The organism is Bacillus sp. FSL L8-0193, from assembly GCF_037976065.1.
Classification (GTDB): domain Bacteria; phylum Bacillota; class Bacilli; order Bacillales; family Bacillaceae; genus Bacillus; species Bacillus paralicheniformis.
Genome location: NZ_CP150261.1, coordinates 1,978,571 through 2,002,770 on the forward strand (window position 1 = coordinate 1,978,571; position 24,200 = coordinate 2,002,770).

The window sequence follows — 24,200 nt, forward strand, 5'->3', positions numbered from 1 at the left end:
AATTGTTAAAGTTAAAAAAGTCCTATAAACTATAATGGAATCTTAATTTTAGGATGTGGGAGATATGTTCGACGAAAGAGAAGCGTTGCGTTTGAGACTTGAACAGCTAGGTGATGCGGAGATTCAGGTGATGCGGGAATTGCGGAAAGAACGACAAGACATTTATTCGAAGCTGCGTGAATTGGATCAGGAGAGTGATCCCGCAATTAACAAAAAATCTTCATTAATCGACTTGGCAAGCGCTGCAGCAGAGGAATTAAAACAATCCCAGATTGCCGTTGACAAACATCCACCCATCAAAACTCCATCTCATACTATTTTCCAATCAAAAACAACCATACAGCGTGAGGCTGCCTTAAACATTTTAAGCCGCTATGAAGAGGGCTTGAAAGGCATTAAGCTCAAAACTGAAATCGAGAAAGAAACCGGCTTTCCGATTAAAAACATGACGACATTTATGAAGAGCTTAATGAAACATCGCCCAGATATTAAAAAACCTGCCCGCGGCCATTATATTTTGCATAAAGAAAAAGACCTTTGAGGTTTTCGTCATTATTCCAGATTCATATTGTCATAAATCAGAGCGGAATCTTTAAAAATTGAAACCAAACAACACCTATATCGTATATTTAGCTAAAACTAATGCAAGGGTGTTCTACATGTTGGATAAAAAGAAATACTTCATGATTATGGTACCGGCTTTAATTTTAGCGTTTTTATTTCAATTTTTTGTTCCCTCAGAACAAAGGTACTTGGGGATTGTGTTTATTTTAGCAGGCGGGGTGATTTATTATCTTTGGGTGCATATAGAAAAGGACAAACAGAAAGATTGAGCGCATCCTTTGATTTGCGAATCCACTAAAAAAACGTCTATATAGACGTTTTTTTGTTATTGATATCCATTGTTAGCCAACCTGCTGGGCGGCAACCGACTGAGCCGGTAAACAAATGCTCAAGCAGCCGTTTCTCCCAGATTTTATCGATCTTTTAACTTTAAGGCGTAAGCTTTGAACTGTTAAGAGCTTTGATACTTAAGCTGTAAACGCTGAACGTTGAGCTTTGAGCTTTTATCTCAATGTTGGCACAGCGTCTCTTTGGCTGTGCAGATGAAATAAAAGGAGGGAGTCACCTTTCCCTCGGAAGGTGTTTAGTTTTATCGGTTTTCGGTTGGCTAACAATCGGCCGTTAATCGATTTTGATTTTGGTGAGTGTATTGCTCTCGGACAATGCAAAGTCAACTTCCATTTCAAAGTCCTCGATCTTTTTTGACAAGGAATCGATCTTCTCTTTTAGGTTCAGCGGATCGATGATTTTTGCTTCATTTTCAGCGAGGAAAGATTTGACGATTTCCTGGTTTTCAGCCGCTTTTACTTTGCCGTCTTTTCCGAAAAGAGTCTCCAGATGTTTGTCTAGTCTTTCTGTTACTTTTTGATTGACGCTCTCGGCCTCGTCGACTAAATCAGCGTACACTTCTTTCAGCTTATCCAAAAGCTGAATGTCGTAGCTGATGGAGGTTTTTCTTTCGATGGCTTCAGCCACAGTCATCTTGACTCCGGCCACTTCGATTTTGGTCGTCGCGTTGGATACAACAATGGCAGACTTAATGGCATTTCGCCTTTTGATTAAGGCTTCAATTGATTGATAATCGGCTTTCGCCCTAGTTTCCAAGTCTTCGGTTGTCCGAAATCCGTTCGGCAGTTTCTTTCCGATCATCAAGCCTCCGAATGTACTCTCATTTACGGCCCGCTTGATTCTTTTATCCAACATTTTGAGTTCGCTTAGTGCTCTGGTGATCGTAAGTTCCATTCTATAGCCCCTTCGCAGTTTATATATTTAAAAAAGCTCTTTATTTACTCATTAGAGTGATGATTATATCATATTGATTTTCCAAGTGTTATATTTTGTGTGGATAATTTCATATAGGATAATAGTCCAAAAAGATTCATAAAAAGCTGTAGGAGGTCTAATCGATTGTTCGATTTCATGATCACTATGCATTGCATTTCTCTTTAAAATGAACAGGGAGATCAACAAAAAAACTTTTAGCAAAAGAAAATTTTTGCTGAGAACTTTTCCTAATTCCTAATGTTTGTCTTTGCTCCGTTTCACTGCAAAACATATTGCGAGGACGGCTGCGATAAGAGAGGCAGCTCCGCATGCCAGCTTGATCAGCGGTTTCAACAATATCAACTCCATCTGTTTTCGGTATATGTGTAAAGTATAAAAGGGATTCATATCCAAAGCCAGCTTATGCTTAGGATTTTAAAGAAAGTTTAAGGAAATAAGTCCTGCGCCGCCCGGTTGACAATGAAAAGCCGCTCCACTAAAATGAATGATAGTCATTCATTTTTAGGGAGGTCTGCAACATGCCAAAGCAAACGTCCGGGAAATATGAAAAGATTTTGCAGGCGGCCATTGAAGTCATTTCTGAAAAGGGGCTGGATAAGGCGTCGATTTCAGATATCGTGAAAAAAGCAGGTACTGCGCAGGGCACTTTTTATCTTTATTTCTCATCCAAAAATGCGCTGATTCCAGCGATCGCGGAAAATCTTCTGACACATTCTTTGGACCATATTAAGAGCAAGGTCGACGGAACCATGTCTTTCTGGACCGCCTTGGACATCATGATCGATGAGACGTTCAACATGACGGAACTTCATCAGGATATTATCGTTCTTTGCTACTCAGGTCTTGCCTTTGACCATTCGATGGAAAAATGGGAGGCGATCTATCAGCCTTATTATTCCTGGCTTGAAGGACTTATTGAAAAAGCAGTTGAGAAAAACGAGGTCATTCCGGACATCAATGTGCGCTGGACGGCCAGAACGATTATCAACTTTGTCGAAAACACAGCGGAACGTTATTACATCGGGGCGGAAAAAGACGAAGAGCTCAGTGTGTTCAAAAAAGAAATATTTACTTTTCTGAAGAGAAGCATAGGAACCAAGTGAAAAATGACCGGCTGCAGCTGTTCATTTTTTATCGGCCTAAAAATGACTGACGTTCATTCACAACAGGAAGGGTGTTATCATTGAGTTGGCTCCTCGTCATTATTGCGGGTTTTTTGGAAGTGGTTTGGGCCTCAGGTCTTAAACATGCGGATTCCTTCGCCGATTGGCTGATGATCTTTGTACTGATCGCGGCAAGTTTTCTCATGCTGATACGATCTTACAGGAACATTCCGATGGCGTCGGCTTATACCGTATTTGTCGGAATCGGAACGGCCGGCACATATGTGACGGGTGTTTTTATGGGCGAACCCTTTTCAGGAGGGCAAATATTTTTTTTGATCGTGCTGTTGGGAGGCATTATTGGCATGAAAATGTTTACAAAAGAGAACAATACCCAGTCAGGGGGTGATTGATCATGCCGTGGTTATTTTTGGTGATTTCTGGAATCGAAGAGGTCATTGCCGCCATCGCTATGAAATATGTAGACGGCACAAGAAAAAAATGGCCGATTATTGTCATGGTATTGGGGTTTGCTTTGTCTTTTTTCTGCCTTTCGAAAGCCATGCAGGCACTTTCAGCCGGTGTTGCCTATGCCGTTTGGACCGGGATCGGCAGCATCGGCATTACGGCAGTCAGCTTATTTTGGTTTAAGGAGCGGATTCGCGCTCCGCAGCTCATCTCACTTGGCTTTATTATAATCGGGGTGATCGGCCTGCGCCTTACATCATCTTAAATTTTAATTTATATTGGAGGTTGCTGATATGTTCAATCAGCTTAAATTGCGTCCGCTCGAAAGAGAAGACCTTCCGTTTGTCCACCGTCTTAACAACGATGCGAAGATTATGTCGTATTGGTTTGAAGAACCGTATGAGACTTTTGTTGAGCTGCAGGATTTGTTTGACAAACACATTCATGACCAAAGCGAACGGCGCTTTATCATAGAGAAAGAGACTGAGATGATCGGATTGGTTGAGCTGGTCGAAATTGATTATATTCACAGAAGGGCGGAGTTTCAAATCATCATTGATCCAGAGCATCAAGGGAACGGGTATTCGTCAAGCGCAACGTATTTGGCGATGAACTACGCGTTTTCCGTTTTGAATTTGCACAAATTGTATTTGATCGTCGACGAAGATAATGCAAAAGCGATTCACTTGTATAAAAAGGCAGGGTTCACAATCGAGAGCGAGCTGCAGGATGAGTTTTTCGTTGACGGCTATTATCGTAACGCTATTAGAATGTGCATTTTTCAGGATGAATTTTTATCACTTAAAAAAAGCAAAAAGGAAGGCATGCAAGGATAAACAAAAGAGATGGCGCCGCCATCTCCCGCATGTTTTTTAATTTTTCACACCTAATCGATCTTTGGCTTTGTCGGGAATATCGTCTTTTTCAACCTCTTCCCACGATTTCACGCCTTTATTTTCAGAATAGAAAAGCCGTAAAAACGCGCCTGTACGAAGGTTTTTATCAGCTGTGAATTCCATTGTTTTTTCTTGACCGTCCTCATCAAAACCGGCCAGTTCATATTTGAAGACGGAGTATTCCTCGCCGTCGTCAAACTTCGACGTGTCTTCCTTCCCGTTTCCGGTAATGTGAACATAATATTCGTCTGTTCCCACACGGTTTAAGTTACATCCGCTTAATAATGCGGTAAATATGATCATCAGGCTGATCCATACGATATGCTTTTTCACAATTTCACCTCATTTATCATTCTAAGATTCATTGTCTGATAAAAAAATCGAATAACGTGACATGAACATTACACTTTTGTAAGGGATCGTTCGGCACACTCATCTTGAAACGGGAGATTAAATTTCGATATCCTTTTTATTCAATAAAGTTCATAATATGGAAAAAGGGAGGGGCGCCAATGAAAAAAAATTTATTTTTGATGTTGTTTTCAATCATGATGGCCTGCAGTTTTCATATTCAGCCTGCTGATGCCGCCGTTACAAAAGATGAGAAAAAGACGACCATGACAATGACTGAAGATCAAGTGGGATTTTTTATGGCGGACAGCACCAATGTAAATTACTACCCGACATGGCTGTATTATAAGTTTACGATTTTTAATGCAGAAGGCTGTACACTCAACATCAAGCTGCAGAGAATCACGTTAACAGGACATGCGATCACTTTAAGCGAGAAAGAATTTACTGGAAATCATCTTCATTTAAGTGCTGCAGATAAAGTGAGCGGGACGCCGCACCGCAATCATTTCCTGGATATCACAAAAGTGTCAGGCTGCGGAGATGTTGGAATTACAGGCTTTTACGGCTTTGAGCATGAAATGCCGGACTACTCATCATAAAGAAAGCCCAGCAGAGGAGAGTCCTTTTTTCATATTAGGGCTAACATATCGGGAGAAAAAAATGAAAAAACAAACGCTGCTTTTATTGAGAGGCGCCATCCTCTTGCTCCTATGTTGTGCGGCTAGTTTTGCTCTTTATCAGCATATTGCCGGAGGCCGGAATGAACAGGCAGGCACTGCCCTTCATCAGCAGGCATTACATTTTAAATTATCGACTTTAGAGGGCGGTGACATCGAACTGAAAAAATTACGGGGAAAGGCGGTACTTGTTAACTTTTGGGGGACTTTTTGTACACCGTGCCAAGAGGAGATGCCGGTCATGCAAAAAGCTTATGACCGTTTTAAAGGAGACGGTTTTGAAATCATCGCTGTCAATGTGCGTGAATCGAAAGGTGCAGTAAAGAGCTTTGTCGACCGCCATGGCTTAACTTTTCCGGTCGCTTTGGATCAATCGGCTGAAGTTTACCGTTCTTGGGAAATTTATTATTTGCCTACAAGTATATTCATTAATCGGGAAGGAAGACCAGAGCGGATGTATGTCGGAGGAATGTCTGAGCGGCAAGTTGATATGTGGATTGAAGACCTTCTTAGCGGTTCATAGAAACTCATTTAAAAGGGATAGACAAACACCTATTGTTCTTATCGTTCATAAGGTAGCTCAGGAGAGGAGCGATCTTATGTTTTTTCATATTAAAGAACTGCAGTATCATGCAAAGCCTGAAAAACCCGATCCATTATTTGCGAAAAAGCTGCAGGAAATACTGGGAGGACAGTTCGGGGAAATATCAGTAGCTCTGCAATATCTTTTTCAAGGCTGGAGTGTCAGAGGAAACGGCAAGTACAAAGATCTGCTGATGGATACAGGAGCTGAAGAGCTCGCCCATATCGAGATGCTGGCGACGATGATTGCAAGGCTTTTGGACGGTGCGCCGGTCGGCGATCTTGAAAAAGCTGCAAAAGATCCGGTGCTCGGTGCCATTCTCGGAGGGATGAATCCGCAGCATGCCATCGTATCAGGATTAGGGGCGATGCCGGCCGACAGTGTGGGAAACCGCTGGACTGCCGATTATATTATTGCAAGCGGAAATTTGCTTGCCGACTTTCGGGCAAATTTAAACGCGGAATCACAGGGACGCCTGCAGGCGGTCCGCCTTTATGAAGAGACGACGGACCGCGGTGTCAAAGATATGCTGTCCTGGCTGATTGCAAGGGATACGATGCATCAAAACCAGTGGCTTGCAGCCATTAAAGAACTGGAAGCGAAAGAAAATGTCGTCGTCCCAAGCACGTTTCCGCGCCATCTGGAAAAAAGGGAAGTCTCTCATGTATTATTTAATTTTTCAAGAGGCAACGAGAGCGCTACAGGCAGATGGGCGAAGGGACCGAGCATGGATGGGGAAGGCGTTTTTCAGTATGTTGAACATCCTCAGCCCCTTGCGAAAAAACCGGTGTTAAAACCTGCGCCTGCATATATTCATGATACGCCGCCATCGGTTATTCAACATCCCCGGGATGATATACTGCCTCCGAATCTTTATTGATCAGCTTCTATTTGCATGATCATATTTCGGGCTTGCAGCGAATAGCCATAGTGAAGAATGGTATTTAAAGGGAGGCGCAAGCTTGAAAACTTATAAGGAGACGGCCGTTTTTGAACATAAATTTTGGCTTCAGGTTTTGGGTGATCATGCGCGTTTTATTTTGGATTCTTTGGCTGAAAGGGAAAAAGAAGATATTCAAAAGGCGAAGCAGTTCAAGCAGACGTTTGATGTTTTGCTGAAAAAAGTGAATGCTTCGCCTGATTTGTATTCATTAACGCTTGAAGCTGAAGAATATGCCCTTCAATTCAGGAAATTTAAACTCTCCATCATTAAAAGGCACCTGACAGGCGATATTAAAATTCACCTTCCTCCGACTTTTATCAACCATATGGTAAATGAACTGGAGGAGTACTTGCTTGTGCTAAAATACTTAAAAAAACGGGAAGTGCCGCCTGTTTTCCACGAGTTGCACCACCATATGCTGTGGTTGATGGATGCCGCCGGACATGCTGGAGCAATTGCCGATGACCTGGATGCGGTGGAAAAACGGTTGAAAGAGAAGAGCAGGGAGTTTGTCAAACACTTTGAACAGTTCTATATTAAATCCGTTGAATTGACGGGGTATCTCAGAGCGAATGTTGAATCTTTTCCCGCTCTCAGAAGGATGAATAAAGACGTGAAGCTTGAGATTGAGCTGTTTCGTACCTTTTTGAAAGAAGTGGAGGAGCTGGAGCTTACAGATCAGATGCTCGGTACGTTCTCCGCGCTGATGGCAGATCACATGATGAGGGAAGAATGCTATTATTTAATGAAAATCGCCGAATCGACAAATACGCAAAAACCTGCGTGCGACCCTGCGAAACCGAGGCTGCTTGAAAAGTAATGCCGACGGTTTTGCTATTTTTTTTGATGAAGCCGCGAATCGATCTTGGCACCTGCGGTTTGCACAGCCTTTTTCATGCGATTATAATTCAGAATATATAGATAATCTAAAAACTGTTTGGAGGGCCTTTCTTGCATATCAGAAAATTAACAGCTTCAGATGCAGAAAACTATCTGAAGCTTTGTGAAACGATCGATGAAGAATCTGAATTCATGCTGTTTGAACCGGGTGAACGAAAGCTTCAGGCACAACGTCAAATCAAACAGATCCAATCCGGCGTGTGTGAAGTTTTTGTTTGTGCGGCTGATGACGGAAGCTTAGTCGGATATGTTGCAGCAGTCAGAGGACAGGTTCAGAGAACACGCCACCGTGCCCATATCATCATCGGCATACGCCAAACATATATTGGACAAGGTATTGGAGTAAAGCTGTTTCAGGCATTGGAAAAATGGGCCTGTGAAGAAAAGCTTCACAGACTTGAGCTGACTGTCATGACCCATCATACAGCCGCCGTGCGTTTATACAAAAAAATGGGTTTTATCATTGAAGGCACTAAAAAGCACGCTTTGAAAGTAAAAGGACAATATGTTGATGAATATGTCATGTCCAAATTAATCAACGAATAGCAAATGGAGGTTTCAAATGAAAGACGGGTGCCATCAGGCCATCGCCGCTGTCAGCTACTACAAAACAGAACGGACGATTGATTTTAACCGGCAAACCTATACAAAAAAGCATAATCAAATGTACCTGTACAACGATAAAATTTTAACGGCAAGCCGCCAGTATCGCCTTGAGCACGTCCACGATGTATCATACAGGCCTTTTTCCGAGGCCGGTTTGCTTTACCTCCATACGAACCAAGGGGTATTTGCTTATGAAGTGGATGTGGACCCCGGGTATTTCATAGAGGCTTTTAAAAAACAGAAAAATCCAATTAAATAAATTACAATATATATGAAGTTTTTAGCAGTAAATGCTAGAATGAATGTTGGGAATTTTGCAAGGAAAGGAACATACGGCTACCGGCCTGTTAGGGCGATTGGCCTTGTTGACTTACCGGGCTAATGTCACTTGGCGGTGTTTATATGTCACTGCTATGCTTGATGAAAGAACGTCCGCTTAGGCTGCAAGTGTATGTTTGAGCAAAAGATTTTAAGCGTCTTTTTCCAATTTTCTTTAACATAACGAGTCCTTGACGTTCCCAGTATATCTCAATACATAGATGGTCAACTTAATTAGAGAAGTAGAGAGGACAGGACAGCTTAATGAAAAAGAAGACACAGAATACGGTTCAAAAGATCGTAGAAGCCGGATATCATCTGTTCGCCCAAAATGGATATTCGGCAACCTCTGTAGATGAAATTATGAAAGAAGCCGGTTTTTCTAAAGCTACGTTTTATTTGTATTTCAAGTCAAAGGAGATGCTGTTTCTCCATATTATGAATGAGCAAATGGAAGATCGCTTTCAAACCAGCATGAATTGTTTTCGAAAAAAGACGCTGAGGGGATTGCTCGCAGGGATTGAACACTTGATTCAAACATCAAATAAAGAGCATTCGACAGCTTTGTTTTTGGAATTTATGGCAAATAGTCATAGATATCCTGAGATTCAAAGAAAAGTAGCCCTTCTGTATGAACAGTGGAGGGAGTTTTTTGTCGAACTGATCGAGCAGCTCCAGGAAGAAGGTATCGTTCAGAAACAGCTCAATCCGAAGGTGATGGCCACCACGCTGATTGCAATCTTTAACGGATACAACCATCAACACCACGCGGATCCCTCGATTAATAAACAGGAACAGCTTCAGTCCATTATTTTCTTGCTGAATCCGAAGCTGCATCTCCAGATAAAAGACAAACTATTTCATGCATGACAAGACTTCTGAAACAGCCGGCGCTGCCGACCTTGAGTCGGCGGTTTTTTGTGTTAGATCCGAATCCTGCTTCGGCAATGGAAATGCATCCGTTTAACAATTCTGTCTCATCTGTTTTAACTCGTAATAACATAAACCGTTTTAAAAAGTTGACAACAGCAAATCGTTATTATACAATTATCTCGAATTCGAGATAATTAAAAAGGATGAATACCGTGGGCAGTCAGGAAATGGAGAGATACGAAGAGGAGTTGTCTTTAAAGGCATTTATTGTGTTGTCTCGTGCACTGCAATCGATTAAAAAGCGCGTGGAAGAGGATATTAAATGTTTAGGACTAAACCCAACTGAGTTTGCTGTTCTAGAATTAGTCTATAGTAAAGGCGATCAGCCGATCCAAAAAATAGGCGAAAAAGTATTAATCGCAAGCAGCAGCATTACCTATGTTGTAGATAAGTTGGAGAAGAAAAAGTTAATAGAGAGAAGGCCTTGTCCTAAAGATCGCCGTATAACATACGCTGCTTTAACGAATGAAGGAACTGCACTGATGAACAATCTTTTTCCAAAACATAAAACAGCTATGAAAGGCATTTTCGGCGGCTTAGACATAAAAGAAAAAGAAGTTCTAATTGAAAAGTTAAAAAAACTTGGCTTCCATGCCCAAAGCATGTAAATTTTTTTATAATAATATCTCGAATTCGAAATATATGAATTCATGATAATGAGAAATAAATATTGAACTGGGTATTCTATTTCTGAACATGAGCTTCATGACATAACAAGATCCTGGGCTCATCTAAAGGTTAAAGAGGTGTTGAATATAAGTGAACAATATGAAGTTGTCATGATGATCACCCTCGGGAAGGAAAAAATAAAAAGCAGAAAAATCACGGGGATTTAGAAAACCTGTAAATGAATTTGTAACGTATATCTCATCATAAAGCTATGTTTCATGAAAGAGGAGTGAAATGGAATGAAAAAGAAAACAAGCGGAATCCATCACATTACAGCGATTGTCGGCCATCCGCAAGAGAACGTGGATTTTTACGCTGGCGTTCTTGGTTTACGTTTAGTGAAAAAAACCGTTAATTTTGATGATCCGGGAACATACCACCTCTATTTTGGCAATGAAGGCGGGAAACCGGGAACGATTATTACATTCTTTCCTTGGGCAGGTGCCCGGCGAGGAGTCATTGGAGATGGTCAAGTGGGAGTGACTTCTTACGTCGTTCCTAAAGGCGCAATGGCTTTTTGGGAAAACAGATTAGCAAAATTCAATGTGCCTTATACAAAAATGAACCGTTTTGGAGAGGAATACTTGGAGTTCGATGATCCTCATGGTCTTCATCTGGAAATTGTCGAAAGAGAACAAGGGGAAAAGAACAGTTGGAAAGTAGGGGAAATAACACCGGACAATGCAATCAAAGGATTTGGTGGAGCAACACTGTTATCCAAACAACCCGAAAAAACGGCTGAATTATTAGAAAAGGTCATGGGACTTGAAAAAGTTGGAGAAGAAGGAGATTTTGTACGTTTTCGTTCTGCTGGTGACATAGGAAATATGATTGATTTGAAATTAACAACTATAGGAAGCGGACAAATGGGGACGGGTACAGTTCACCATATTGCCTGGAGAGCCATTGATGACAATGATCAATTGGAATGGCAAAAATATGTTGCGGAAAACGGATACCGTGTTACACCTGTGCAAGACAGAAATTATTTTAACGCGATTTATTTCAGAGAACACGGGGAAATCTTATTTGAAATTGCAACAGATCCACCAGGATTCGCCCATGATGAATCATATGAAACAATGGGAGAACAGTTAATGCTGCCGGCCCAGTATGAACACTACAGAGAGCAGTTAGAAAGAAGATTAATTCCTGTAACAGTGAAGGCGCTGGATTAATTTTTGTAAGGAAGTGATTCGATGCTGTCCATTGATCCCAATACAAAAACAGAAAGAGAGAACTACAAGTTTTTAATCGGGAGTATTATACCGAGACCGGTTGCATTTGTTACAAGTTTATCAGAGGAGGGCGTCTTAAACGGAGCTCCTTTTAGCTACTTTAATATTGTATCTTCAAATCCTCCGATGATCTCCCTTTCTATTCAACGTTTTGCAGGGAGCCAAAAGGATACAGCGAGAAACATTTTGAACAGCAAAGAATTTGTGGTCCATATCGTTGATGAACAAAACGTTGAAAAAATCAATTTAACGGCCGCCAGCCTACCACCAAGTCAAAGTGAAGTTCAGTTAGCGGAGTTAACCCCCGTCGAAAGTGTGAAAGTCTCGGTGCCGGGCGTGAAAGAAGCAAAAGTGCGTATGGAATGTGTTCTGGAGTACTCATTAGAGTTGGGAGATAAGCACTCTGACGGATGCGATTTCATGATAGGCAGAGTCGTTCAATATCATATCGAAAGCGACATCTATGAAAATGGAAAAATCGATCCAAGAGGCCTCGGCGCCATCAGTCGTTTAGCCGGGCATGATTACGCAAAGATTGGCGAAATCTTCACCAGAAAAAGACCGAAGTAATATAACCATCCATAATATCTCGAAATTGAGATTCATTAAATTGAAATGTTTTAAGTTTATTCTAGCAAGGAATAATAATGGCAGCGAAACACTTCAAGGGGGTGGTTCTTAAAAGGTTTGCCGAAAAGAAAACAAAAAAGCAGGTGTTAAAACATGGGATTTTTAGACAAACTATTTAGAAAATCAAAGGAGCTGGATCATATGTCAAATGTAAAATTAGCTGTAGTTTTTTATAGTATGGGCGGAACAAACTATCAATTAGCCAAATGGGCTGCAGAAGGTGCGGAAGAAGCAGGTGCTGAGGTCAAAGTTTTAAAAGTACAAGAATTGGCTCCGCAATCAGCCATTGAGGGAAATGAAGTGTGGAAATCCACTGTTGATGCAACAAAGGACATTCCAGTCGTATCCTCAGAAGATATAGAGTGGGCAGATGCTATTATATTCAGTACACCAACACGCTTTGGCAATATGGCATCCCAAATGAAACAGTTTCTTGATACACAAGGCGGACTTTGGGCAAACGGAAAGACAGTAAATAAGGTTGTAAGCGCAATGTCCTCCGCTCAAAATCCACATGGTGGTCAAGAAGCAACAATTTTGTCCTTATATACTTCAATGATGCACTGGGGAGCTATTATTGCTTCTCCGGGATACACTGATCCTGTCCTCTTCGGGGCTGGCGGAAATCCATATGGAACGAGTGTTACAGTCGATCAAAACGGGAAGATGATTGAAGACGTGGAAGCTGCAGTGAAACATCAAGCTAAACGCACAGTGACAGTAGCTGAATGGGTTAAAAAGGGCAATCAACAATAATTGAAATTTAATATTTTTAAAAGAGCCAATCATTTGGCTCTTTTTTTAGTATGTGCCCAGCTGATAGTTGGTTCGGCATGCCGCTTCGTCTTCATTTGACTGCGAACACGCCATGATATACGCGGCATAAAGAGTAAGATATCCGACATATCCTTTAACGATGCCATTGATTTCGCAATTGCAATGATAAAATTTTTTCTATTACATTTTAAAAAAATGAAACTTTAAGTTCATATGAACGTAAACATAAGTGAAATGATTTTATTTAGTCATACGATCAATCAACAAATGCAAAAGGGGTGAAACAAAAGTGAAAGTCATGATTGGTTCGATCATATTGCTATCCATTATAGGGTTTGGCGTATGGCTTATGTTAAGCCCGCTTTTTAAAAAAGTCGGAAGCGGGGCGAGCAAAATAAAGAAAACGCTGGAGGATGACAAAGATGAATGAAAAACAACCAAAGAAGAATAAAAACAAAACGCTGCTCGGCGGAATCATTGTCGCTGTTGCTTTAATTATCGGAGGATTCACAGCTTCCTTGTTCATCGAGAAAATTCCGAACGGATATGTCGGCGTCGTTTATTCTCCGAATGGCGGGGTGAAATCGGAAACGCTTGATCAAGGCTGGCATTTAGTCGGACTGTTTGACAAAGTCACAAGATATCCGGTGCGGATGCAGACTGTAAACAATCAGGATATTCAAGTGGCTACTTCTGACGGCAAAAACATCTCAATGGACATCGCCTACAACTATGTCGTTCAGCCTGATAAAGTCGTAGAATTGTTTAATAAATTCGGAGCGGTCGATATTGAATCAATCGAAAACAGCTACTTGAAAACAAGGCTGTGGGACGCTGCAAGAAAGTCGATTTCCAAATACTCCGTCATTGATACATACGGACAAAAATCATCTGATGCCGCCGCAGAAATCCAAAAAACATTTGCAGATGATATGAAGGGGCTCGGCTTTGTCATTGACGATTTAACACTCGGTGTGCCAAAGCCTGATAAAGCGACCCAGGAAGCGATTGACGCGCGCGTGAAGTCTTCGCAGGAACTGGAAAGAACGCAGACAGAGCTGAAGATCGCCGAAGCGGAAGCGAAAAAGAAAAAGATCGAAGCTCAAGGTATTGCCGAGTATAATGAAATTATTAAAAAATCGATGTCAGATGAAATGATCAAGTATCAATGGATCCAAAAATGGGACGGAAAAATGCCTAAAGCGACAGGATCGAATTCCCTGATCCAGATTCCGACTGATGAGAAAGGAAAATAAAACGAAAAAATCCCTTGCTAAGGGATTTTTTTCGTCTCGGTCGCCCGTATATAATAGTGTTAACAATCGCTTCTGGACAGGGGGGAAGATGATGTTTGCTCCGGATGCCATTCTCCGTACGTGGAGAAGATTCGACGCTTTTCCGATGGAAACGCTGACAAAGGCATGGTTTTATCATCAGGGAGGGGATCAGAAACAGCGGAACGTCTCAATGATGAAGGAACACCACCAAGAGTACGGCATTGCCGGCAATTGCTTTGACCTTTCGATTTGGCTGCTGGACGAGTTTACAAAAGACGGAGTGGAAGCTTTTCCGATCGGCCGTTCGTTCAAAACAGAACGCGCGCATGCCGCAGTCATCGCGCTTGATGAAAGAGGACGGCGCTTTTTATGTGATCTGGGAGATCAATGGCTGCAGCCGATTCTGATCGACTGCGAATGTGAAGATTATACCAGTGAAAAGCTGGACGGTTTTTTCCCGGCAGCACAAATTCAAGTCAAGCCGACAACCGGCGGAGTTAAGGTCCTTTACCATCGGCCGAACGGAAAGGTGTCAACTCAAGTCTACTCTACAGAGCCTGTTGACATGTCCGTTTTTTGGGAGGCAGCTGAATGCTCGCAAGCGGCATTGAAGCCTGCGCCATTACTGGAATGCAGAATTCCGTTTCAACATGAAATCGCGCATTGGGAATTCAGCGGCTGGGACATATATCTTAGCACGAGCAAAGGATTATACAGAGAAGCGAAGCCGGACACAATTGAAGGCTGGACTGAGAAAATCCATGATGTCACCGGATACGATAAAAATGTTATCAAGAAAGCGTTGGAGATTTATCAAACCCGCGTATGATCTTAAATCTTGAAAAAAACTCATTTTATACATATCATGTGGAAAGAGGAGAGGATAAGATGAGCCATTATGACCAGCAATACAATGCAATCATTCAAAAAATTATTGAATCAGGGATCTCCGATGAAGAATATCAGGTCCGGACGAAGTGGGATTCAGACGGAACGCCGGCTCATACGCTGAGCATCATGAGCGAAAAAATGCGGTTTGACAATTCGGAAGTGCCGATTTTGACGACGAAGAAGGTGGCGTGGAAAACGGCCATCAAAGAGCTGCTTTGGATCTGGCAGCTGAAATCCAATGATGTTCAAGTTTTGAACGATATGGGGGTTCATATTTGGGATCAATGGCGGCTTGAAGACGGCACAATCGGAGCAGCCTACGGCTATCAATTAGCGAAGAAAAACAGAACGGTTAACGGGCAGAAAGCCGATCAAGTGGATTATTTGCTCCATCAGTTAAAGCATAATCCGTCTTCACGCAGGCATTTGACCATGCTGTGGAATCCCGATGACTTGGACGGCATGGCCTTGACGCCCTGCGTCTATGAGACGCAATGGTATGTGAAAGAAGGAAAGCTCTCTTTGGAAGTAAGAGCGAGAAGCAATGACATGGCGCTTGGCAACCCGTTCAATGTGTTCCAATATAACGTCTTGCAGCGCATGATCGCCCAAGTCCTCGGTTATGAGCTGGGCGAATACATCTTCAATATCGGCGACTGTCACATCTATACCCGTCACATCGATAATTTAAACATTCAGATGAAACGCGAGCAATATGAAGCGCCGAAGCTGTGGATCAACCCGGACATCAAAAACTTTTATGACTTTACAATCGATGATTTTAAATTAATTGACTATAAGCACGGCGACAAGCTGACATTTGAAGTTGCCGTATAAACAGGCGGATTTTCCGCCTGTTTTTTTGTTGTGTGAATGAATCATTTTTAAAAAATACAACGATGAAAAAATTTGCATATCCGGCTGCCGCATGTTTCCTGACGGCAGCCGTGTATACGTTTAGAGCGGACGCAAAAAGCACATGCAGTTTTTCACGGGTATGCCCCGAGCATTTAACTTACGTTTATTTACACATTCTAAACGTCTTTTTCACAAAGAGCCCGAAAAGCAAAAACAATTCTCTCTTAATCTGTTAGTGACACCAGCATATACAAGAGGAGGTTGTTTTTGTCATGATCAAAAAATGGGCGGTTCATCTGCTGTTTTCCGCATTGGTGCTGCTTGGGCTTTCGGGAGGGGCTGCATATTCTCCTCAGCATGCCGAAGGCGCTGCAAGGTATGATGACGTATTGTATTTTCCGGCATCGCGCTATCCTGAAACAGGTGCTCATATAAGCGATGCGATCAAAGCGGGCCATTCAGATGTCTGCACAATTGAAAGATCTGGAGCGGATAAGCGCCGTCAGGAATCATTAAAGGGGATTCCGACTAAGCCGGGCTTTGACCGTGACGAATGGCCGATGGCCATGTGTGAAGAAGGGGGAAAAGGAGCGTCGGTCAGATATGTCAGCTCATCGGATAACCGCGGAGCCGGCTCCTGGGTCGGGAACAGGCTGAGCGATTACGCTGACGGGACGAGAATTTTGTTTATCGTTCGATAAAAGGGAGACAACGATAAATGTTTCCTCAAGGAAACATTTTTGTTGACAGGAAAACTTGTTTGGGGGATAATGGTAATGTAAGCATATGATCAATCCCTCTGTTTCAGGCTCGCATCCTTCATTTCCGTATGGATGTGAGCCTGTTTTTTCGTGCGAAAAAAAACCGCCGACCGGCGGTTTTGCTGATGAGTCCGTTTTTTAATGAACCGTGCGGAATACGCCAATGACTTTTCCGAGAATCGTCACATTCTGGAGGATGATCGGTTCCATCGTCGGGTTTTCCGGCTGAAGGCGGATATGGGTTTCTTCCTTGAAAAACCGCTTAACAGTCGCTTCGTCGTCTTCGGTCATCGCAACGACGATATCTCCGTTGTTTGCGGTATTCTGCTGTTTGACTATCACATAATCCTGATCAAGAATTCCGGCATCGATCATGCTTTCGCCCATGATCTCCAGCATAAAGACATGCTCATCCGGCGGCGCCAGGCGGTCTGGAAGCGGAAAGTATTCCTCAATGTTTTCGACTGCGGTAATCGGCGTACCGGCCGTCACCTTTCCGATGACCGGGACATTGACAACCTGGTTTTTTGGAATGTGAATTTCTTCCTCTGTATCGAGAATTTCGATCGCTCTCGGCTTCGTCGGATCCCTTCTGATCAATCCCTTCGTTTCAAGCCTTGCCAAGTGGCCGTGTACCGTTGAACTTGACGCCAGGCCGACCGCTTCTCCGATCTCCCTGACGGAAGGCGGATAGCCTTTGCGTTTCACTTCTTCTTTAATGAAACGCAAAATATCAAGTTGTCTTTTTGATAGCTTCGTCATTTTTTGCACCTCAAAACGTCGATTTTAGCTAGATTATAGCATGTTTTTCCTTTGAGTACAAACATAGGTTCGAAAAAAACGATTGACAGAAACATTTGTTCGTATGTATACTGAAATCATAAAACCGAACAAACATTCTGGGGTGATGGATATGAAAAGAGAATCATTGATTTTTGTCAGTCTGTTTACTGCTGTGATCAGCTGCTGTATTCTGTTTGTGTCTTTTGCCGGTAAAATCGAAGAAAGAAAGCAATATGTTAAAATAGAAGTGCAGGAAGGCGATACATTGTGGGAGCTGGCCGACCGGATCAAAGGCGGAAAACCCGCTGACAAACAAAAATTCATCGAATGGGTCGCCGATAAAAACAATCTGCCGACCTCCGTTATTAAACCGGGCGATGTTTTGGTCCTGCCGGTAGCCAAACAGCACTCCGATCAATATCAGCTTGCAGTTGTAGAATAAATGATTGAGGGGATTTCCATGAATGCGATTATTTACACCAGGGTAAGCACTGCGAAGGAGCAGCAGGAAACCTCATTAAAACGGCAGGCTGAAGAGCTCCAGTCGCTTGCCGCCGAGCACGGGATGAACGTCGTGAACGTCATTTCCGAACAGGCGAGCGGATATGAGATGGACCGCGACGGCGTCTTCGATCTGCTCGAGGAAATCAAAACATCAGACATTGACGCAGTTTTAATACAGGATGATACGCGACTTGGAAGAGGGAATGCCAAAATTGCCCTTCTTCACTGTTTATATAAAGAAGGCGTTCAAATCTACACGCTGGCTCACCGGGGAAAACTTGAGCTTTCCGAAGCGGATTCGATGGTTTTGGAGATTGTCGGCATTGTCGAAGAATACCAGCGGAAAATACATAACCTGAAAATTAAGCGGGGAATGAAGAAGGCGGTCGAAAACGGCTACCGCCCGGAGAGGAATCTGAAACACCGCAATGAAGGCGGCGGGAGAGAGCGGATCGAAGCGCCTCTTTCAGAAATCGTCAGGCTCAGGGAGAACAAGCTGACGTTTGCGGAGATTGCAGCCGTGTTGAGAGGGTTCGGATACAGCATTTCAAAAGCAACCGTTCACCGCCGCTACCAGGAGTATAAGGACGGCCTTGCAGACTAATCTGTTGTCAAACGAAAGCGGATTTAGTAGTATGATGGATATATACCGAATCAAAGGAGTATCTTATGATTTCTAATGAAAAAATAGCCAGAATTAACGAGCTTGCCAAAAAAGCAAAGAGCGGATCTTTAACAGACGAAGAAAAAGCAGAACAGCAGAAGCTTCGCCAGGAATATCTTCAAGGCGTCCGCGCGTCTATGAAAAACACGTTGAAAACTGTGACGATTGTTGATCCTGAAGGTAATGATGTGACGCCTGAAAAGCTCAAACAGGAAAAAAGAAACCGCCGATTGCATTAATTTGGGGAATACGCCGATATCGTATTCCCTTTTTGTATATACTACAATTTAAAATGAAGGTAAAGATTCGTCATTTTTCACTGCTTTTGAGCTGAAATGGTTGTGAAAACCGATGGGTAGATTTATGATAAGAAAGTAGAGTCCATACAGGAAGGGGATCATAATGAAAACGATTGAATTAAAATCTGTCGCAACAATACGAACACTCTCCATAGACGCGATTGAAAAAGCTAAATCCGGTCACCCCGGCATGCCGATGGGGACTGCTCCGATGGCTTATGCGCTTTGGACAAAAATGATGAATGTCAGCCCTGAAAATCCGAATTGGTTTAACAGGGACCGTTTTGTGCTGTCCGCCGGACACGGATCAATGCTTCTGTACAGCATGCTTCACTTAAGCGGGTATGACGTTTCAATTGAAGACCTCAAGAATTTCCGCCAATGGGGAAGCAAAACGCCTGGACATCCGGAATTCGGACATACTCCGGGTGTAGATGCGACGACAGGCCCGCTTGGCCAAGGAATCGGAATGGCTGTCGGAATGGCGCTTGCTGAACGTCACCTTGCGGAAACTTACAACCGTGACGACTATCGCGTCGTTGATCATTATACATACAGCATTTGCGGTGACGGAGACTTGATGGAGGGAATTTCATCGGAAGCGGCTTCGCTTGCGGGACATTTGAAACTCGGCCGTCTCATCGTGCTTTATGATTCAAATGACATTTCGCTTGACGGTGAATTAAACCGCTCATTCTCTGAAAATGTGAAGCAGCGTTTTGAAGCGATGAATTGGGAAGTGCTTTATGTTGAAGACGGCAATAACATTGCCGAGATTACGGCGGCCGTCGAGAAAGCGAAACAAAATGAAAAGCAGCCGACATTAATTGAAGTGAAAACAACGATCGGTTTCGGCTCTCCAAACCGCGCGGGAACATCCGGCGTTCACGGTGCTCCGCTTGGCTCAGAAGAGGCGAAATTAACGAAGGAAGCGTATGAGTGGACATACGAAGAAGATTTTCATGTCCCTTCTGAAGTGTACGAACACTTTAACGAAACAGTGAAAGAAGCGGGCAAGAAAAAAGAGGCGGAATGGAACGAGCTGTTCTCCGCATACAAGAAAGCCCACCCGGAACTTGCCGAAGAGCTTGAACTTGCGATGAAGGGCGAGCTTCCTGAAGGTTGGGATCAGAAAGTACCTGCGTATGAGAAAGGAAGCAGCCTTGCTTCGCGTGCATCCTCAGGGGAAGTATTAAACGGAATCGCACAACAAGTGCCGTTCTTCTTTGGCGGATCCGCTGACTTGGCCGGCTCCAACAAAACGACAATCAAAAACGGCGGAGATTTTTCAGCGAGAGATTACGCCGGCAGAAATATCTGGTTCGGTGTACGTGAATTTGCGATGGGAGCAGCTTTGAACGGAATGGCTCTCCACGGTGGCCTTCGCGTATTCGGCGGAACGTTCTTCGTTTTCTCCGACTATCTGAGACCTGCGATCCGTCTTGCTGCATTAATGGGGCTTCCTGTCACATATGTGTTTACACATGACAGCATTGCCGTCGGAGAAGACGGACCGACTCATGAGCCGATTGAACAGCTGGCATCACTTCGTGCGCTGCCGAACTTGTCCGTCATCAGACCTGCAGACGGAAATGAAACAGCAGCAGCCTGGAAACTGGCGCTTCAATCAAAAAGTCAGCCGACTGCGCTTGTGTTGACACGTCAAAACTTGCCGACAATCGATCAGTCTCCTGAAGCAGCTTATGAAGGCGTTGAAAAAGGTGGATATGTCGTTTCGAAAAGCCAAAACGAAAAACCGCAAGCGATCTTGCTTGCGAGCGGATCTGAAGTTGGCCTTGCGCTTGACGCACAAAGCGAGCTGAAAAAAGAAGGCATTGACGTATCCGTTGTCAGCGTTCCGTCTTGGGATCGTTTCGACAAGCAGCCGGCCGAATATAAAAACGCTGTTCTTCCAACTGATGTGACAAAGCGTCTCGCAATTGAAATGGGATCACCGCTCGGATGGGAGAGATATACCGGCACTGACGGGGACATTCTCGGAATCGACCATTTCGGTGCTTCAGCTCCCGGCGAAACGATCATGAAAGAATACGGTTTTACGCCTGCGAATGTAGTTGACCGGGTGAAAAAACTGTTAAATCGCTAATCGGGCATATGAAAGAGAATGATCTGCGGATCATTCTCTTTTTTTCATTTCGACAAAATTAGTCGCTTCTTTTATCATCATCAGACAATTATTTCTAACCCCCTTTTGTATAATAGAAAGCATATATTCTTCGATACAGGGGGATGAGACAGTGATGGAACGCCATTATTATACGTATTTGATAGAAGAGGAATTTGCCAGCCATTATTTTGGAAGAGAGTCTGTCATGTTCAAGCTGTTTTACGATTATCATTGGACGAGCCCCGATCAAAAGTCTCAATTAGCCGCCAAGCAGATCGAGTTCATTACAAAACCGATTCCCGCAGCCCATATACACAAAAGAATGAAAATGAACCTCTGCCGGGAAGACTATACACAAGTTGACTATGTATACAGATTGATTGTTCCAAAAGGAAGCGCTTCTTTTATTATCAAAGACCGACATATTGAGATTTTGGCGAAGGGTCCATTCGATGCCGAAACGGTATTCTTTGAGGTTTTGCGGAAAGTAAGTCCGTGTTTCCTTGCGATGGATTTTAATATGAAACGTTACGGCTGGCTGAACCCTGTGAAAGAAAGAAATTTTGTATAAAAAAAAGAATTTGGACTGTAAATGTTGTATAATAGCGTTTGGTTTAGTACACTTTATACGAGACAACATGAAGGAGGAAATTAAATGGATTTATGGGTTGTCATCCTAGTGGGCGTTTTAGCATTGCTCGCAGGTGTTGCACTCGGATTTTTTATTGCTCGTAAATATATGATGAACTATTTGAAAAAAAATCCGCCAATTAATGAACAAATGCTGCGCATGATGATGATGCAGATGGGTATGAAACCATCCCAGAAGAAAATTAATCAAATGATGAAAGCCATGGAAAATCAAACGAAATAATACGAATGCGATTATGACATAGAAGGAACATGGTTATAAAATAAAAAACCCGCTTCCGGGTTTTTTATTTTGATCTATGATTATTGTGTATGTCCGAGAGATAGTTTTTGGTATTCCAAAAGAAGGATATCCAGCTGCTGGCTGTGCTGAATGGTGATATGTGAAGTCATGCCGTTTGTCATGACGATTTTTAGCAGCTCTTTTCTTTTTTCCTCAATTTCATGAAGCAGATTTTCTTTCATCACAGGAATTTATCCTTTCTTCTGTAAAAATCATCTTTTTGTTGCCTACTAAATGTTATTATATCCATATATAGGTTCCTTTTCAATTCTGAAGGTGATAAGGGTAAATTGTCAAAATTGATTATATAAAGAAATTCGTGAAACCAACATCCTTTTTTGTGATATGTTAGGAAATTGAAATGTAATTGTCATATCAAATGATTTTCTTTCATAGTATTCCAAAAAATAGAAGGGAGAAAGAGATGGCTGATATCAACTATATTCTCGCTTTCGGTGCAGGGTTTCTATCGTTTATTTCGCCATGCTGCCTGCCGCTGTATCCCGCTTTTTTATCATATATTACAGGTGTCAGCATGAGTGAAATCCATTCTGACAGACTTATGTTTCAAAAAAGGAGCCTGATACATACGATCTTTTTCCTGATTGGCTTTTCGATGATCTTTGTGGCTCTCGGCTACAGCACATCGCTTGTCGGGTCCTTTTTTAAGGATTATCATCAGCTCATCAGGCAGCTTGGCGCGGTATTCATCATCTTTTTTGGATTTGTCACACTGGGGGTTTTTAAGCCTGAATTTTTAATGAAAGAAAGGCGCCTCCATTTTAAAAACAGGCCCGGCGGCCTGCTCGGTTCTGTCGGAATCGGAATGGCATTTGCCGCCGGCTGGACGCCCTGCACCGGTCCGATTCTTGCAGCGGTCATCACACTCGCCGGAACGAACCCGATGTCGGCCGTACCTTATATGGTGCTTTATGCGCTCGGATTCAGCCTGCCGTTTCTGCTCCTGTCTTTTTTCATGACAAAGATGAAATGGCTTCGGAAGCATCAGCTCATCATCATGAAGATCGGCGGAATTGCAATGATTGCAGTCGGAATCCTGCTGTTCTTTGACTGGATGACGAAAATCATTATCGTACTGTCAGGCCTGTTCGGCGATTTCAGAGGCTTTTAGATACCTGGCTAAGGACCGCCTTGGTTTTTTGTTATAATAGGACTTATTCACAGCAAAATTGAATAATGATGTTGGAGGGGAGTATGACAAGGGTTTTAATTGTTGATGATGCAAAATTTATGAGAGATAAAATCAGAGAAATACTTGAAACAGAAGACTTGCAAGTCGCGGGTGAAGCCGGGAACGGGGAAGAAGCTGTTTTGCTTTATCAAGAGCTGCAGCCGGACTTGGTTATCATGGATATTACAATGCCTGTGAAAAACGGGATTGAAGCTTTAAAGGACATGATCCAGCTGAACCCGAAGGTGAAAGTGATCATGTGTACGGCCATGCGGCAAAAGCGAATCGTTGTTGAAGCGATCGAAGCCGGAGCCAAGGACTTTATCGTCAAGCCTTTCGAGGAGACGAAAGTCGTCGAAGCGATTCGCCACGTGCTGGGAAATCCTTGCAGCTGAAAAACCTGAACATGGTTTTTTTCTTCGTTTTGGAGTATAGTAACAAGTAGAGAAATTAGCTTTAGAAAAAGGGATGATATGTATGATGATCGTCGTTTCATCTATACTTGCCGTCGTGATGGCCGTCATTGTCATGGCTGTCAGAATCAAGTCATCTGAAAAACCGGCTACGGCCAAAAAAATTATACTGCCTCCGATTTTTATGAGCACCGGTGCTCTCATGTTTTTATTTCCGATGTTCCACGTGACCGGTGCCGAATTTTTGGAAGCTCTCACAGTGGGCATGATCTTTTCTATTTTCTTAATTAAAACCTCAAAATTTGAAATCCGCGATGATAAAATCTATATTAAACGCTCCAAATCGTTTGTGTTTATTTTAATTGCGCTGCTCGTCATCCGGATCGCGATGAAGAGCATATTAAGCACAACGATCGATTACGGCGCACTGAGCGGAATGTTTTGGATTCTGGCTTTCGGGATGATCGTTCCTTGGCGGATTGCCATGTTTTTATCGTTCAGAAAGCTTTCAAGCCAGATTGAAGCGTCAAATCACATACAGGTCAATTAAAAC

At 42.9% G+C, this 24,200-nt stretch carries 35 protein-coding genes and 1 pseudogene; 32 read left to right on the forward strand and 4 right to left on the reverse strand.

The window, feature by feature from the left end; translation table 11 throughout:
- The first annotated feature begins 64 nt into the window (after positions 1–64).
- A complete protein-coding gene (locus tag MHH76_RS09990; RefSeq protein ID WP_023857607.1) occupies positions 65–541 on the forward strand; it encodes a hypothetical protein in 477 nt (158 codons plus the stop codon).
- A 121-nt stretch (positions 542–662) separates the two neighbouring features.
- Entirely contained in the window at positions 663–833 is a 171-nt protein-coding gene (locus tag MHH76_RS09995; protein WP_162157328.1) for a hypothetical protein, read from the forward strand.
- 352 nt (positions 834–1,185) lie between these two features.
- Here MHH76_RS09995 and MHH76_RS10000 read toward each other — a convergent pair whose 3' ends face one another.
- The gene (locus MHH76_RS10000) at positions 1,186–1,806 is read right to left on the reverse strand and encodes a hypothetical protein (protein ID WP_026579659.1); all 621 of its coding nucleotides are present in this window, start codon (positions 1,804–1,806) and stop codon (positions 1,186–1,188) included.
- Positions 1,807–2,366: 560 nt separating this feature from the next.
- Between MHH76_RS10000 and MHH76_RS10005 the strand changes: the two genes are divergently transcribed.
- The 4 genes from MHH76_RS10005 to speG all read left to right on the forward strand — a co-directional run bounded on the left by MHH76_RS10005 (position 2,367) and on the right by speG (position 4,255).
- Positions 2,367–2,951 carry a TetR family transcriptional regulator gene (locus MHH76_RS10005; protein WP_020451571.1) on the forward strand — a complete coding sequence of 195 codons (585 nt, stop codon included), beginning with the start codon at positions 2,367–2,369 and terminating at the stop codon, positions 2,949–2,951.
- An 80-nt stretch (positions 2,952–3,031) separates the two neighbouring features.
- On the forward strand, positions 3,032–3,364 hold the full coding sequence (locus tag MHH76_RS10010; protein WP_020451572.1) for a multidrug efflux SMR transporter: 333 nt from the start codon (positions 3,032–3,034) through the stop codon (positions 3,362–3,364).
- A 2-nt stretch (positions 3,365–3,366) separates the two neighbouring features.
- A complete protein-coding gene (locus MHH76_RS10015; protein ID WP_020451573.1) occupies positions 3,367–3,684 on the forward strand; it encodes a multidrug efflux SMR transporter in 318 nt (105 codons plus the stop codon).
- A 28-nt stretch (positions 3,685–3,712) separates the two neighbouring features.
- Complete coding sequence (gene speG / locus MHH76_RS10020) at positions 3,713–4,255, forward strand: spermidine N1-acetyltransferase (RefSeq protein WP_020451574.1); 543 nt, start codon at positions 3,713–3,715, stop codon at positions 4,253–4,255.
- A 36-nt stretch (positions 4,256–4,291) separates the two neighbouring features.
- Here speG and MHH76_RS10025 read toward each other — a convergent pair whose 3' ends face one another.
- Positions 4,292–4,648: a YxeA family protein gene (locus MHH76_RS10025; protein WP_020451575.1), complete on the reverse strand. Its 357-nt coding sequence runs from the start codon at positions 4,646–4,648 to the stop codon at positions 4,292–4,294.
- Between the two features lie 179 nt (positions 4,649–4,827).
- On the opposite strand from MHH76_RS10025, the gene MHH76_RS10030 reads away from it, so the two are divergent.
- From MHH76_RS10030 to MHH76_RS10110, 17 genes and pseudogenes are all read left to right on the forward strand, one after another.
- Positions 4,828–5,268 carry a hypothetical protein gene (locus MHH76_RS10030; RefSeq protein ID WP_039072735.1) on the forward strand — a complete coding sequence of 147 codons (441 nt, stop codon included), beginning with the start codon at positions 4,828–4,830 and terminating at the stop codon, positions 5,266–5,268.
- Positions 5,269–5,329: 61 nt separating this feature from the next.
- On the forward strand, positions 5,330–5,869 hold the full coding sequence (gene resA, locus MHH76_RS10035) for a thiol-disulfide oxidoreductase ResA (protein ID WP_039072736.1): 540 nt from the start codon (positions 5,330–5,332) through the stop codon (positions 5,867–5,869).
- A gap of 76 nt (positions 5,870–5,945) precedes the next feature.
- A complete protein-coding gene (locus MHH76_RS10040; protein WP_023857602.1) occupies positions 5,946–6,809 on the forward strand; it encodes a manganese catalase family protein in 864 nt (287 codons plus the stop codon).
- 82 nt (positions 6,810–6,891) lie between these two features.
- Positions 6,892–7,692, forward strand: a complete 801-nt coding sequence (locus MHH76_RS10045; protein WP_020451579.1) for a DUF2935 domain-containing protein — start codon at positions 6,892–6,894, stop codon at positions 7,690–7,692.
- A 131-nt stretch (positions 7,693–7,823) separates the two neighbouring features.
- On the forward strand, positions 7,824–8,318 hold the full coding sequence (locus tag MHH76_RS10050) for a GNAT family protein (RefSeq protein WP_020451580.1): 495 nt from the start codon (positions 7,824–7,826) through the stop codon (positions 8,316–8,318).
- A 16-nt stretch (positions 8,319–8,334) separates the two neighbouring features.
- Positions 8,335–8,637, forward strand: a complete 303-nt coding sequence (locus MHH76_RS10055) for a hypothetical protein (protein ID WP_023857601.1) — start codon at positions 8,335–8,337, stop codon at positions 8,635–8,637.
- A 323-nt stretch (positions 8,638–8,960) separates the two neighbouring features.
- Complete coding sequence (locus MHH76_RS10060; RefSeq protein WP_023857600.1) at positions 8,961–9,566, forward strand: TetR/AcrR family transcriptional regulator; 606 nt, start codon at positions 8,961–8,963, stop codon at positions 9,564–9,566.
- 215 nt (positions 9,567–9,781) lie between these two features.
- The gene (locus MHH76_RS10065; protein ID WP_020451583.1) at positions 9,782–10,237 is read left to right on the forward strand and encodes a MarR family transcriptional regulator; all 456 of its coding nucleotides are present in this window, start codon (positions 9,782–9,784) and stop codon (positions 10,235–10,237) included.
- Positions 10,238–10,366: 129 nt separating this feature from the next.
- Positions 10,367–10,505: pseudogene (locus MHH76_RS10070) on the forward strand (nitroreductase family protein); the annotation flags it as partial.
- A 32-nt stretch (positions 10,506–10,537) separates the two neighbouring features.
- Complete coding sequence (locus MHH76_RS10075) at positions 10,538–11,476, forward strand: ring-cleaving dioxygenase (protein ID WP_020451584.1); 939 nt, start codon at positions 10,538–10,540, stop codon at positions 11,474–11,476.
- Between the two features lie 21 nt (positions 11,477–11,497).
- Positions 11,498–12,106: a flavin reductase family protein gene (locus tag MHH76_RS10080; protein ID WP_023857599.1), complete on the forward strand. Its 609-nt coding sequence runs from the start codon at positions 11,498–11,500 to the stop codon at positions 12,104–12,106.
- Between the two features lie 201 nt (positions 12,107–12,307).
- Positions 12,308–12,922 (forward strand): NAD(P)H:quinone oxidoreductase, encoded by a 615-nt coding sequence (wrbA, locus tag MHH76_RS10085; protein ID WP_026579653.1) that lies wholly within the window; start codon positions 12,308–12,310, stop codon positions 12,920–12,922.
- A 310-nt stretch (positions 12,923–13,232) separates the two neighbouring features.
- Positions 13,233–13,373 carry a hypothetical protein gene (locus MHH76_RS10090; protein ID WP_023857597.1) on the forward strand — a complete coding sequence of 47 codons (141 nt, stop codon included), beginning with the start codon at positions 13,233–13,235 and terminating at the stop codon, positions 13,371–13,373.
- Positions 13,366–14,199 carry a prohibitin family protein gene (locus MHH76_RS10095; protein ID WP_020451587.1) on the forward strand — a complete coding sequence of 278 codons (834 nt, stop codon included), beginning with the start codon at positions 13,366–13,368 and terminating at the stop codon, positions 14,197–14,199. Before MHH76_RS10090 ends, MHH76_RS10095 begins: the two co-directional genes overlap by 8 nt.
- An 88-nt stretch (positions 14,200–14,287) precedes the next feature.
- On the forward strand, positions 14,288–15,049 hold the full coding sequence (locus tag MHH76_RS10100) for a hypothetical protein (RefSeq protein ID WP_026579652.1): 762 nt from the start codon (positions 14,288–14,290) through the stop codon (positions 15,047–15,049).
- A 59-nt stretch (positions 15,050–15,108) separates the two neighbouring features.
- On the forward strand, positions 15,109–15,948 hold the full coding sequence (locus MHH76_RS10105; protein WP_026579651.1) for a thymidylate synthase: 840 nt from the start codon (positions 15,109–15,111) through the stop codon (positions 15,946–15,948).
- 293 nt (positions 15,949–16,241) lie between these two features.
- Entirely contained in the window at positions 16,242–16,670 is a 429-nt protein-coding gene (locus tag MHH76_RS10110; RefSeq protein WP_020451590.1) for a NucA/NucB deoxyribonuclease domain-containing protein, read from the forward strand.
- A 198-nt stretch (positions 16,671–16,868) separates the two neighbouring features.
- Here MHH76_RS10110 and lexA read toward each other — a convergent pair whose 3' ends face one another.
- Complete coding sequence (gene lexA / locus MHH76_RS10115) at positions 16,869–17,492, reverse strand: transcriptional repressor LexA (protein WP_020451591.1); 624 nt, start codon at positions 17,490–17,492, stop codon at positions 16,869–16,871.
- 151 nt (positions 17,493–17,643) lie between these two features.
- Between lexA and yneA the strand changes: the two genes are divergently transcribed.
- The 6 genes from yneA to MHH76_RS10145 all read left to right on the forward strand — a co-directional run bounded on the left by yneA (position 17,644) and on the right by MHH76_RS10145 (position 21,982).
- Entirely contained in the window at positions 17,644–17,955 is a 312-nt protein-coding gene (gene yneA, locus MHH76_RS10120) for a cell division suppressor protein YneA (protein WP_020451592.1), read from the forward strand.
- A gap of 18 nt (positions 17,956–17,973) precedes the next feature.
- Positions 17,974–18,621 (forward strand): recombinase family protein, encoded by a 648-nt coding sequence (locus tag MHH76_RS10125; protein WP_020451593.1) that lies wholly within the window; start codon positions 17,974–17,976, stop codon positions 18,619–18,621.
- A 65-nt stretch (positions 18,622–18,686) separates the two neighbouring features.
- Positions 18,687–18,920 carry a DUF896 domain-containing protein gene (locus MHH76_RS10130; RefSeq protein WP_020451594.1) on the forward strand — a complete coding sequence of 78 codons (234 nt, stop codon included), beginning with the start codon at positions 18,687–18,689 and terminating at the stop codon, positions 18,918–18,920.
- 163 nt (positions 18,921–19,083) lie between these two features.
- A complete protein-coding gene (tkt, locus tag MHH76_RS10135) occupies positions 19,084–21,087 on the forward strand; it encodes a transketolase (RefSeq protein ID WP_023857593.1) in 2,004 nt (667 codons plus the stop codon).
- A 154-nt stretch (positions 21,088–21,241) separates the two neighbouring features.
- The gene (gene sirA / locus MHH76_RS10140; RefSeq protein WP_003182234.1) at positions 21,242–21,679 is read left to right on the forward strand and encodes a sporulation inhibitor of replication protein SirA; all 438 of its coding nucleotides are present in this window, start codon (positions 21,242–21,244) and stop codon (positions 21,677–21,679) included.
- Positions 21,680–21,763: 84 nt separating this feature from the next.
- Positions 21,764–21,982 carry a YneF family protein gene (locus MHH76_RS10145; RefSeq protein ID WP_003182236.1) on the forward strand — a complete coding sequence of 73 codons (219 nt, stop codon included), beginning with the start codon at positions 21,764–21,766 and terminating at the stop codon, positions 21,980–21,982.
- Positions 21,983–22,062: 80 nt separating this feature from the next.
- Here the strand turns inward: MHH76_RS10145 and MHH76_RS10150 are convergent, their stop codons facing one another.
- Positions 22,063–22,224, reverse strand: coding sequence for an aspartyl-phosphate phosphatase Spo0E family protein (locus MHH76_RS10150; protein ID WP_020451597.1), 162 nt, complete (start codon positions 22,222–22,224; stop codon positions 22,063–22,065).
- A gap of 242 nt (positions 22,225–22,466) precedes the next feature.
- On the opposite strand from MHH76_RS10150, the gene MHH76_RS10155 reads away from it, so the two are divergent.
- The 3 genes from MHH76_RS10155 to MHH76_RS10165 all read left to right on the forward strand — a co-directional run bounded on the left by MHH76_RS10155 (position 22,467) and on the right by MHH76_RS10165 (position 24,197).
- Complete coding sequence (locus MHH76_RS10155; RefSeq protein WP_020451598.1) at positions 22,467–23,174, forward strand: cytochrome c biogenesis protein CcdA; 708 nt, start codon at positions 22,467–22,469, stop codon at positions 23,172–23,174.
- Positions 23,175–23,257: 83 nt separating this feature from the next.
- Positions 23,258–23,629, forward strand: a complete 372-nt coding sequence (locus MHH76_RS10160; protein ID WP_020451599.1) for a response regulator — start codon at positions 23,258–23,260, stop codon at positions 23,627–23,629.
- Positions 23,630–23,702: 73 nt separating this feature from the next.
- Complete coding sequence (locus MHH76_RS10165; RefSeq protein WP_020451600.1) at positions 23,703–24,197, forward strand: cytochrome c biogenesis protein CcdC; 495 nt, start codon at positions 23,703–23,705, stop codon at positions 24,195–24,197.
- Positions 24,198–24,200 lie beyond the last annotated feature (3 nt).

Excerpts from the sequence above, each read along its gene's own strand:
- MHH76_RS09990 (WP_023857607.1), top strand. The coding sequence starts at position 65 with ATGTTCGACGAAAGAGAAGCGTTGCGTTTGAGACTTGAACAGCTAGGT.
- MHH76_RS10000 (WP_026579659.1), bottom strand. The coding sequence starts at position 1,806 with ATGGAACTTACGATCACCAGAGCACTAAGCGAACTCAAAATGTTGGAT.
- MHH76_RS10005 (WP_020451571.1), top strand. The coding sequence starts at position 2,367 with ATGCCAAAGCAAACGTCCGGGAAATATGAAAAGATTTTGCAGGCGGCC.
- MHH76_RS10015 (WP_020451573.1), top strand. The coding sequence starts at position 3,367 with ATGCCGTGGTTATTTTTGGTGATTTCTGGAATCGAAGAGGTCATTGCC.
- speG (WP_020451574.1), top strand. The coding sequence starts at position 3,713 with ATGTTCAATCAGCTTAAATTGCGTCCGCTCGAAAGAGAAGACCTTCCG.
- MHH76_RS10030 (WP_039072735.1), top strand. The coding sequence starts at position 4,828 with ATGAAAAAAAATTTATTTTTGATGTTGTTTTCAATCATGATGGCCTGC.
- resA (WP_039072736.1), top strand. The coding sequence starts at position 5,330 with ATGAAAAAACAAACGCTGCTTTTATTGAGAGGCGCCATCCTCTTGCTC.
- MHH76_RS10040 (WP_023857602.1), top strand. The coding sequence starts at position 5,946 with ATGTTTTTTCATATTAAAGAACTGCAGTATCATGCAAAGCCTGAAAAA.
- MHH76_RS10055 (WP_023857601.1), top strand. The coding sequence starts at position 8,335 with ATGAAAGACGGGTGCCATCAGGCCATCGCCGCTGTCAGCTACTACAAA.
- MHH76_RS10060 (WP_023857600.1), top strand. The coding sequence starts at position 8,961 with ATGAAAAAGAAGACACAGAATACGGTTCAAAAGATCGTAGAAGCCGGA.
- MHH76_RS10075 (WP_020451584.1), top strand. The coding sequence starts at position 10,538 with ATGAAAAAGAAAACAAGCGGAATCCATCACATTACAGCGATTGTCGGC.
- MHH76_RS10080 (WP_023857599.1), top strand. The coding sequence starts at position 11,498 with ATGCTGTCCATTGATCCCAATACAAAAACAGAAAGAGAGAACTACAAG.
- wrbA (WP_026579653.1), top strand. The coding sequence starts at position 12,308 with ATGTCAAATGTAAAATTAGCTGTAGTTTTTTATAGTATGGGCGGAACA.
- MHH76_RS10095 (WP_020451587.1), top strand. The coding sequence starts at position 13,366 with ATGAATGAAAAACAACCAAAGAAGAATAAAAACAAAACGCTGCTCGGC.
- MHH76_RS10100 (WP_026579652.1), top strand. The coding sequence starts at position 14,288 with ATGATGTTTGCTCCGGATGCCATTCTCCGTACGTGGAGAAGATTCGAC.
- MHH76_RS10105 (WP_026579651.1), top strand. The coding sequence starts at position 15,109 with ATGAGCCATTATGACCAGCAATACAATGCAATCATTCAAAAAATTATT.
- MHH76_RS10110 (WP_020451590.1), top strand. The coding sequence starts at position 16,242 with ATGATCAAAAAATGGGCGGTTCATCTGCTGTTTTCCGCATTGGTGCTG.
- lexA (WP_020451591.1), bottom strand. The coding sequence starts at position 17,492 with ATGACGAAGCTATCAAAAAGACAACTTGATATTTTGCGTTTCATTAAA.
- yneA (WP_020451592.1), top strand. The coding sequence starts at position 17,644 with ATGAAAAGAGAATCATTGATTTTTGTCAGTCTGTTTACTGCTGTGATC.
- MHH76_RS10125 (WP_020451593.1), top strand. The coding sequence starts at position 17,974 with ATGAATGCGATTATTTACACCAGGGTAAGCACTGCGAAGGAGCAGCAG.
- MHH76_RS10130 (WP_020451594.1), top strand. The coding sequence starts at position 18,687 with ATGATTTCTAATGAAAAAATAGCCAGAATTAACGAGCTTGCCAAAAAA.
- tkt (WP_023857593.1), top strand. The coding sequence starts at position 19,084 with ATGAAAACGATTGAATTAAAATCTGTCGCAACAATACGAACACTCTCC.
- sirA (WP_003182234.1), top strand. The coding sequence starts at position 21,242 with ATGGAACGCCATTATTATACGTATTTGATAGAAGAGGAATTTGCCAGC.
- MHH76_RS10145 (WP_003182236.1), top strand. The coding sequence starts at position 21,764 with ATGGATTTATGGGTTGTCATCCTAGTGGGCGTTTTAGCATTGCTCGCA.
- MHH76_RS10150 (WP_020451597.1), bottom strand. The coding sequence starts at position 22,224 with ATGAAAGAAAATCTGCTTCATGAAATTGAGGAAAAAAGAAAAGAGCTG.
- MHH76_RS10155 (WP_020451598.1), top strand. The coding sequence starts at position 22,467 with ATGGCTGATATCAACTATATTCTCGCTTTCGGTGCAGGGTTTCTATCG.
- MHH76_RS10160 (WP_020451599.1), top strand. The coding sequence starts at position 23,258 with ATGACAAGGGTTTTAATTGTTGATGATGCAAAATTTATGAGAGATAAA.
- MHH76_RS10165 (WP_020451600.1), top strand. The coding sequence starts at position 23,703 with ATGATATGTATGATGATCGTCGTTTCATCTATACTTGCCGTCGTGATG.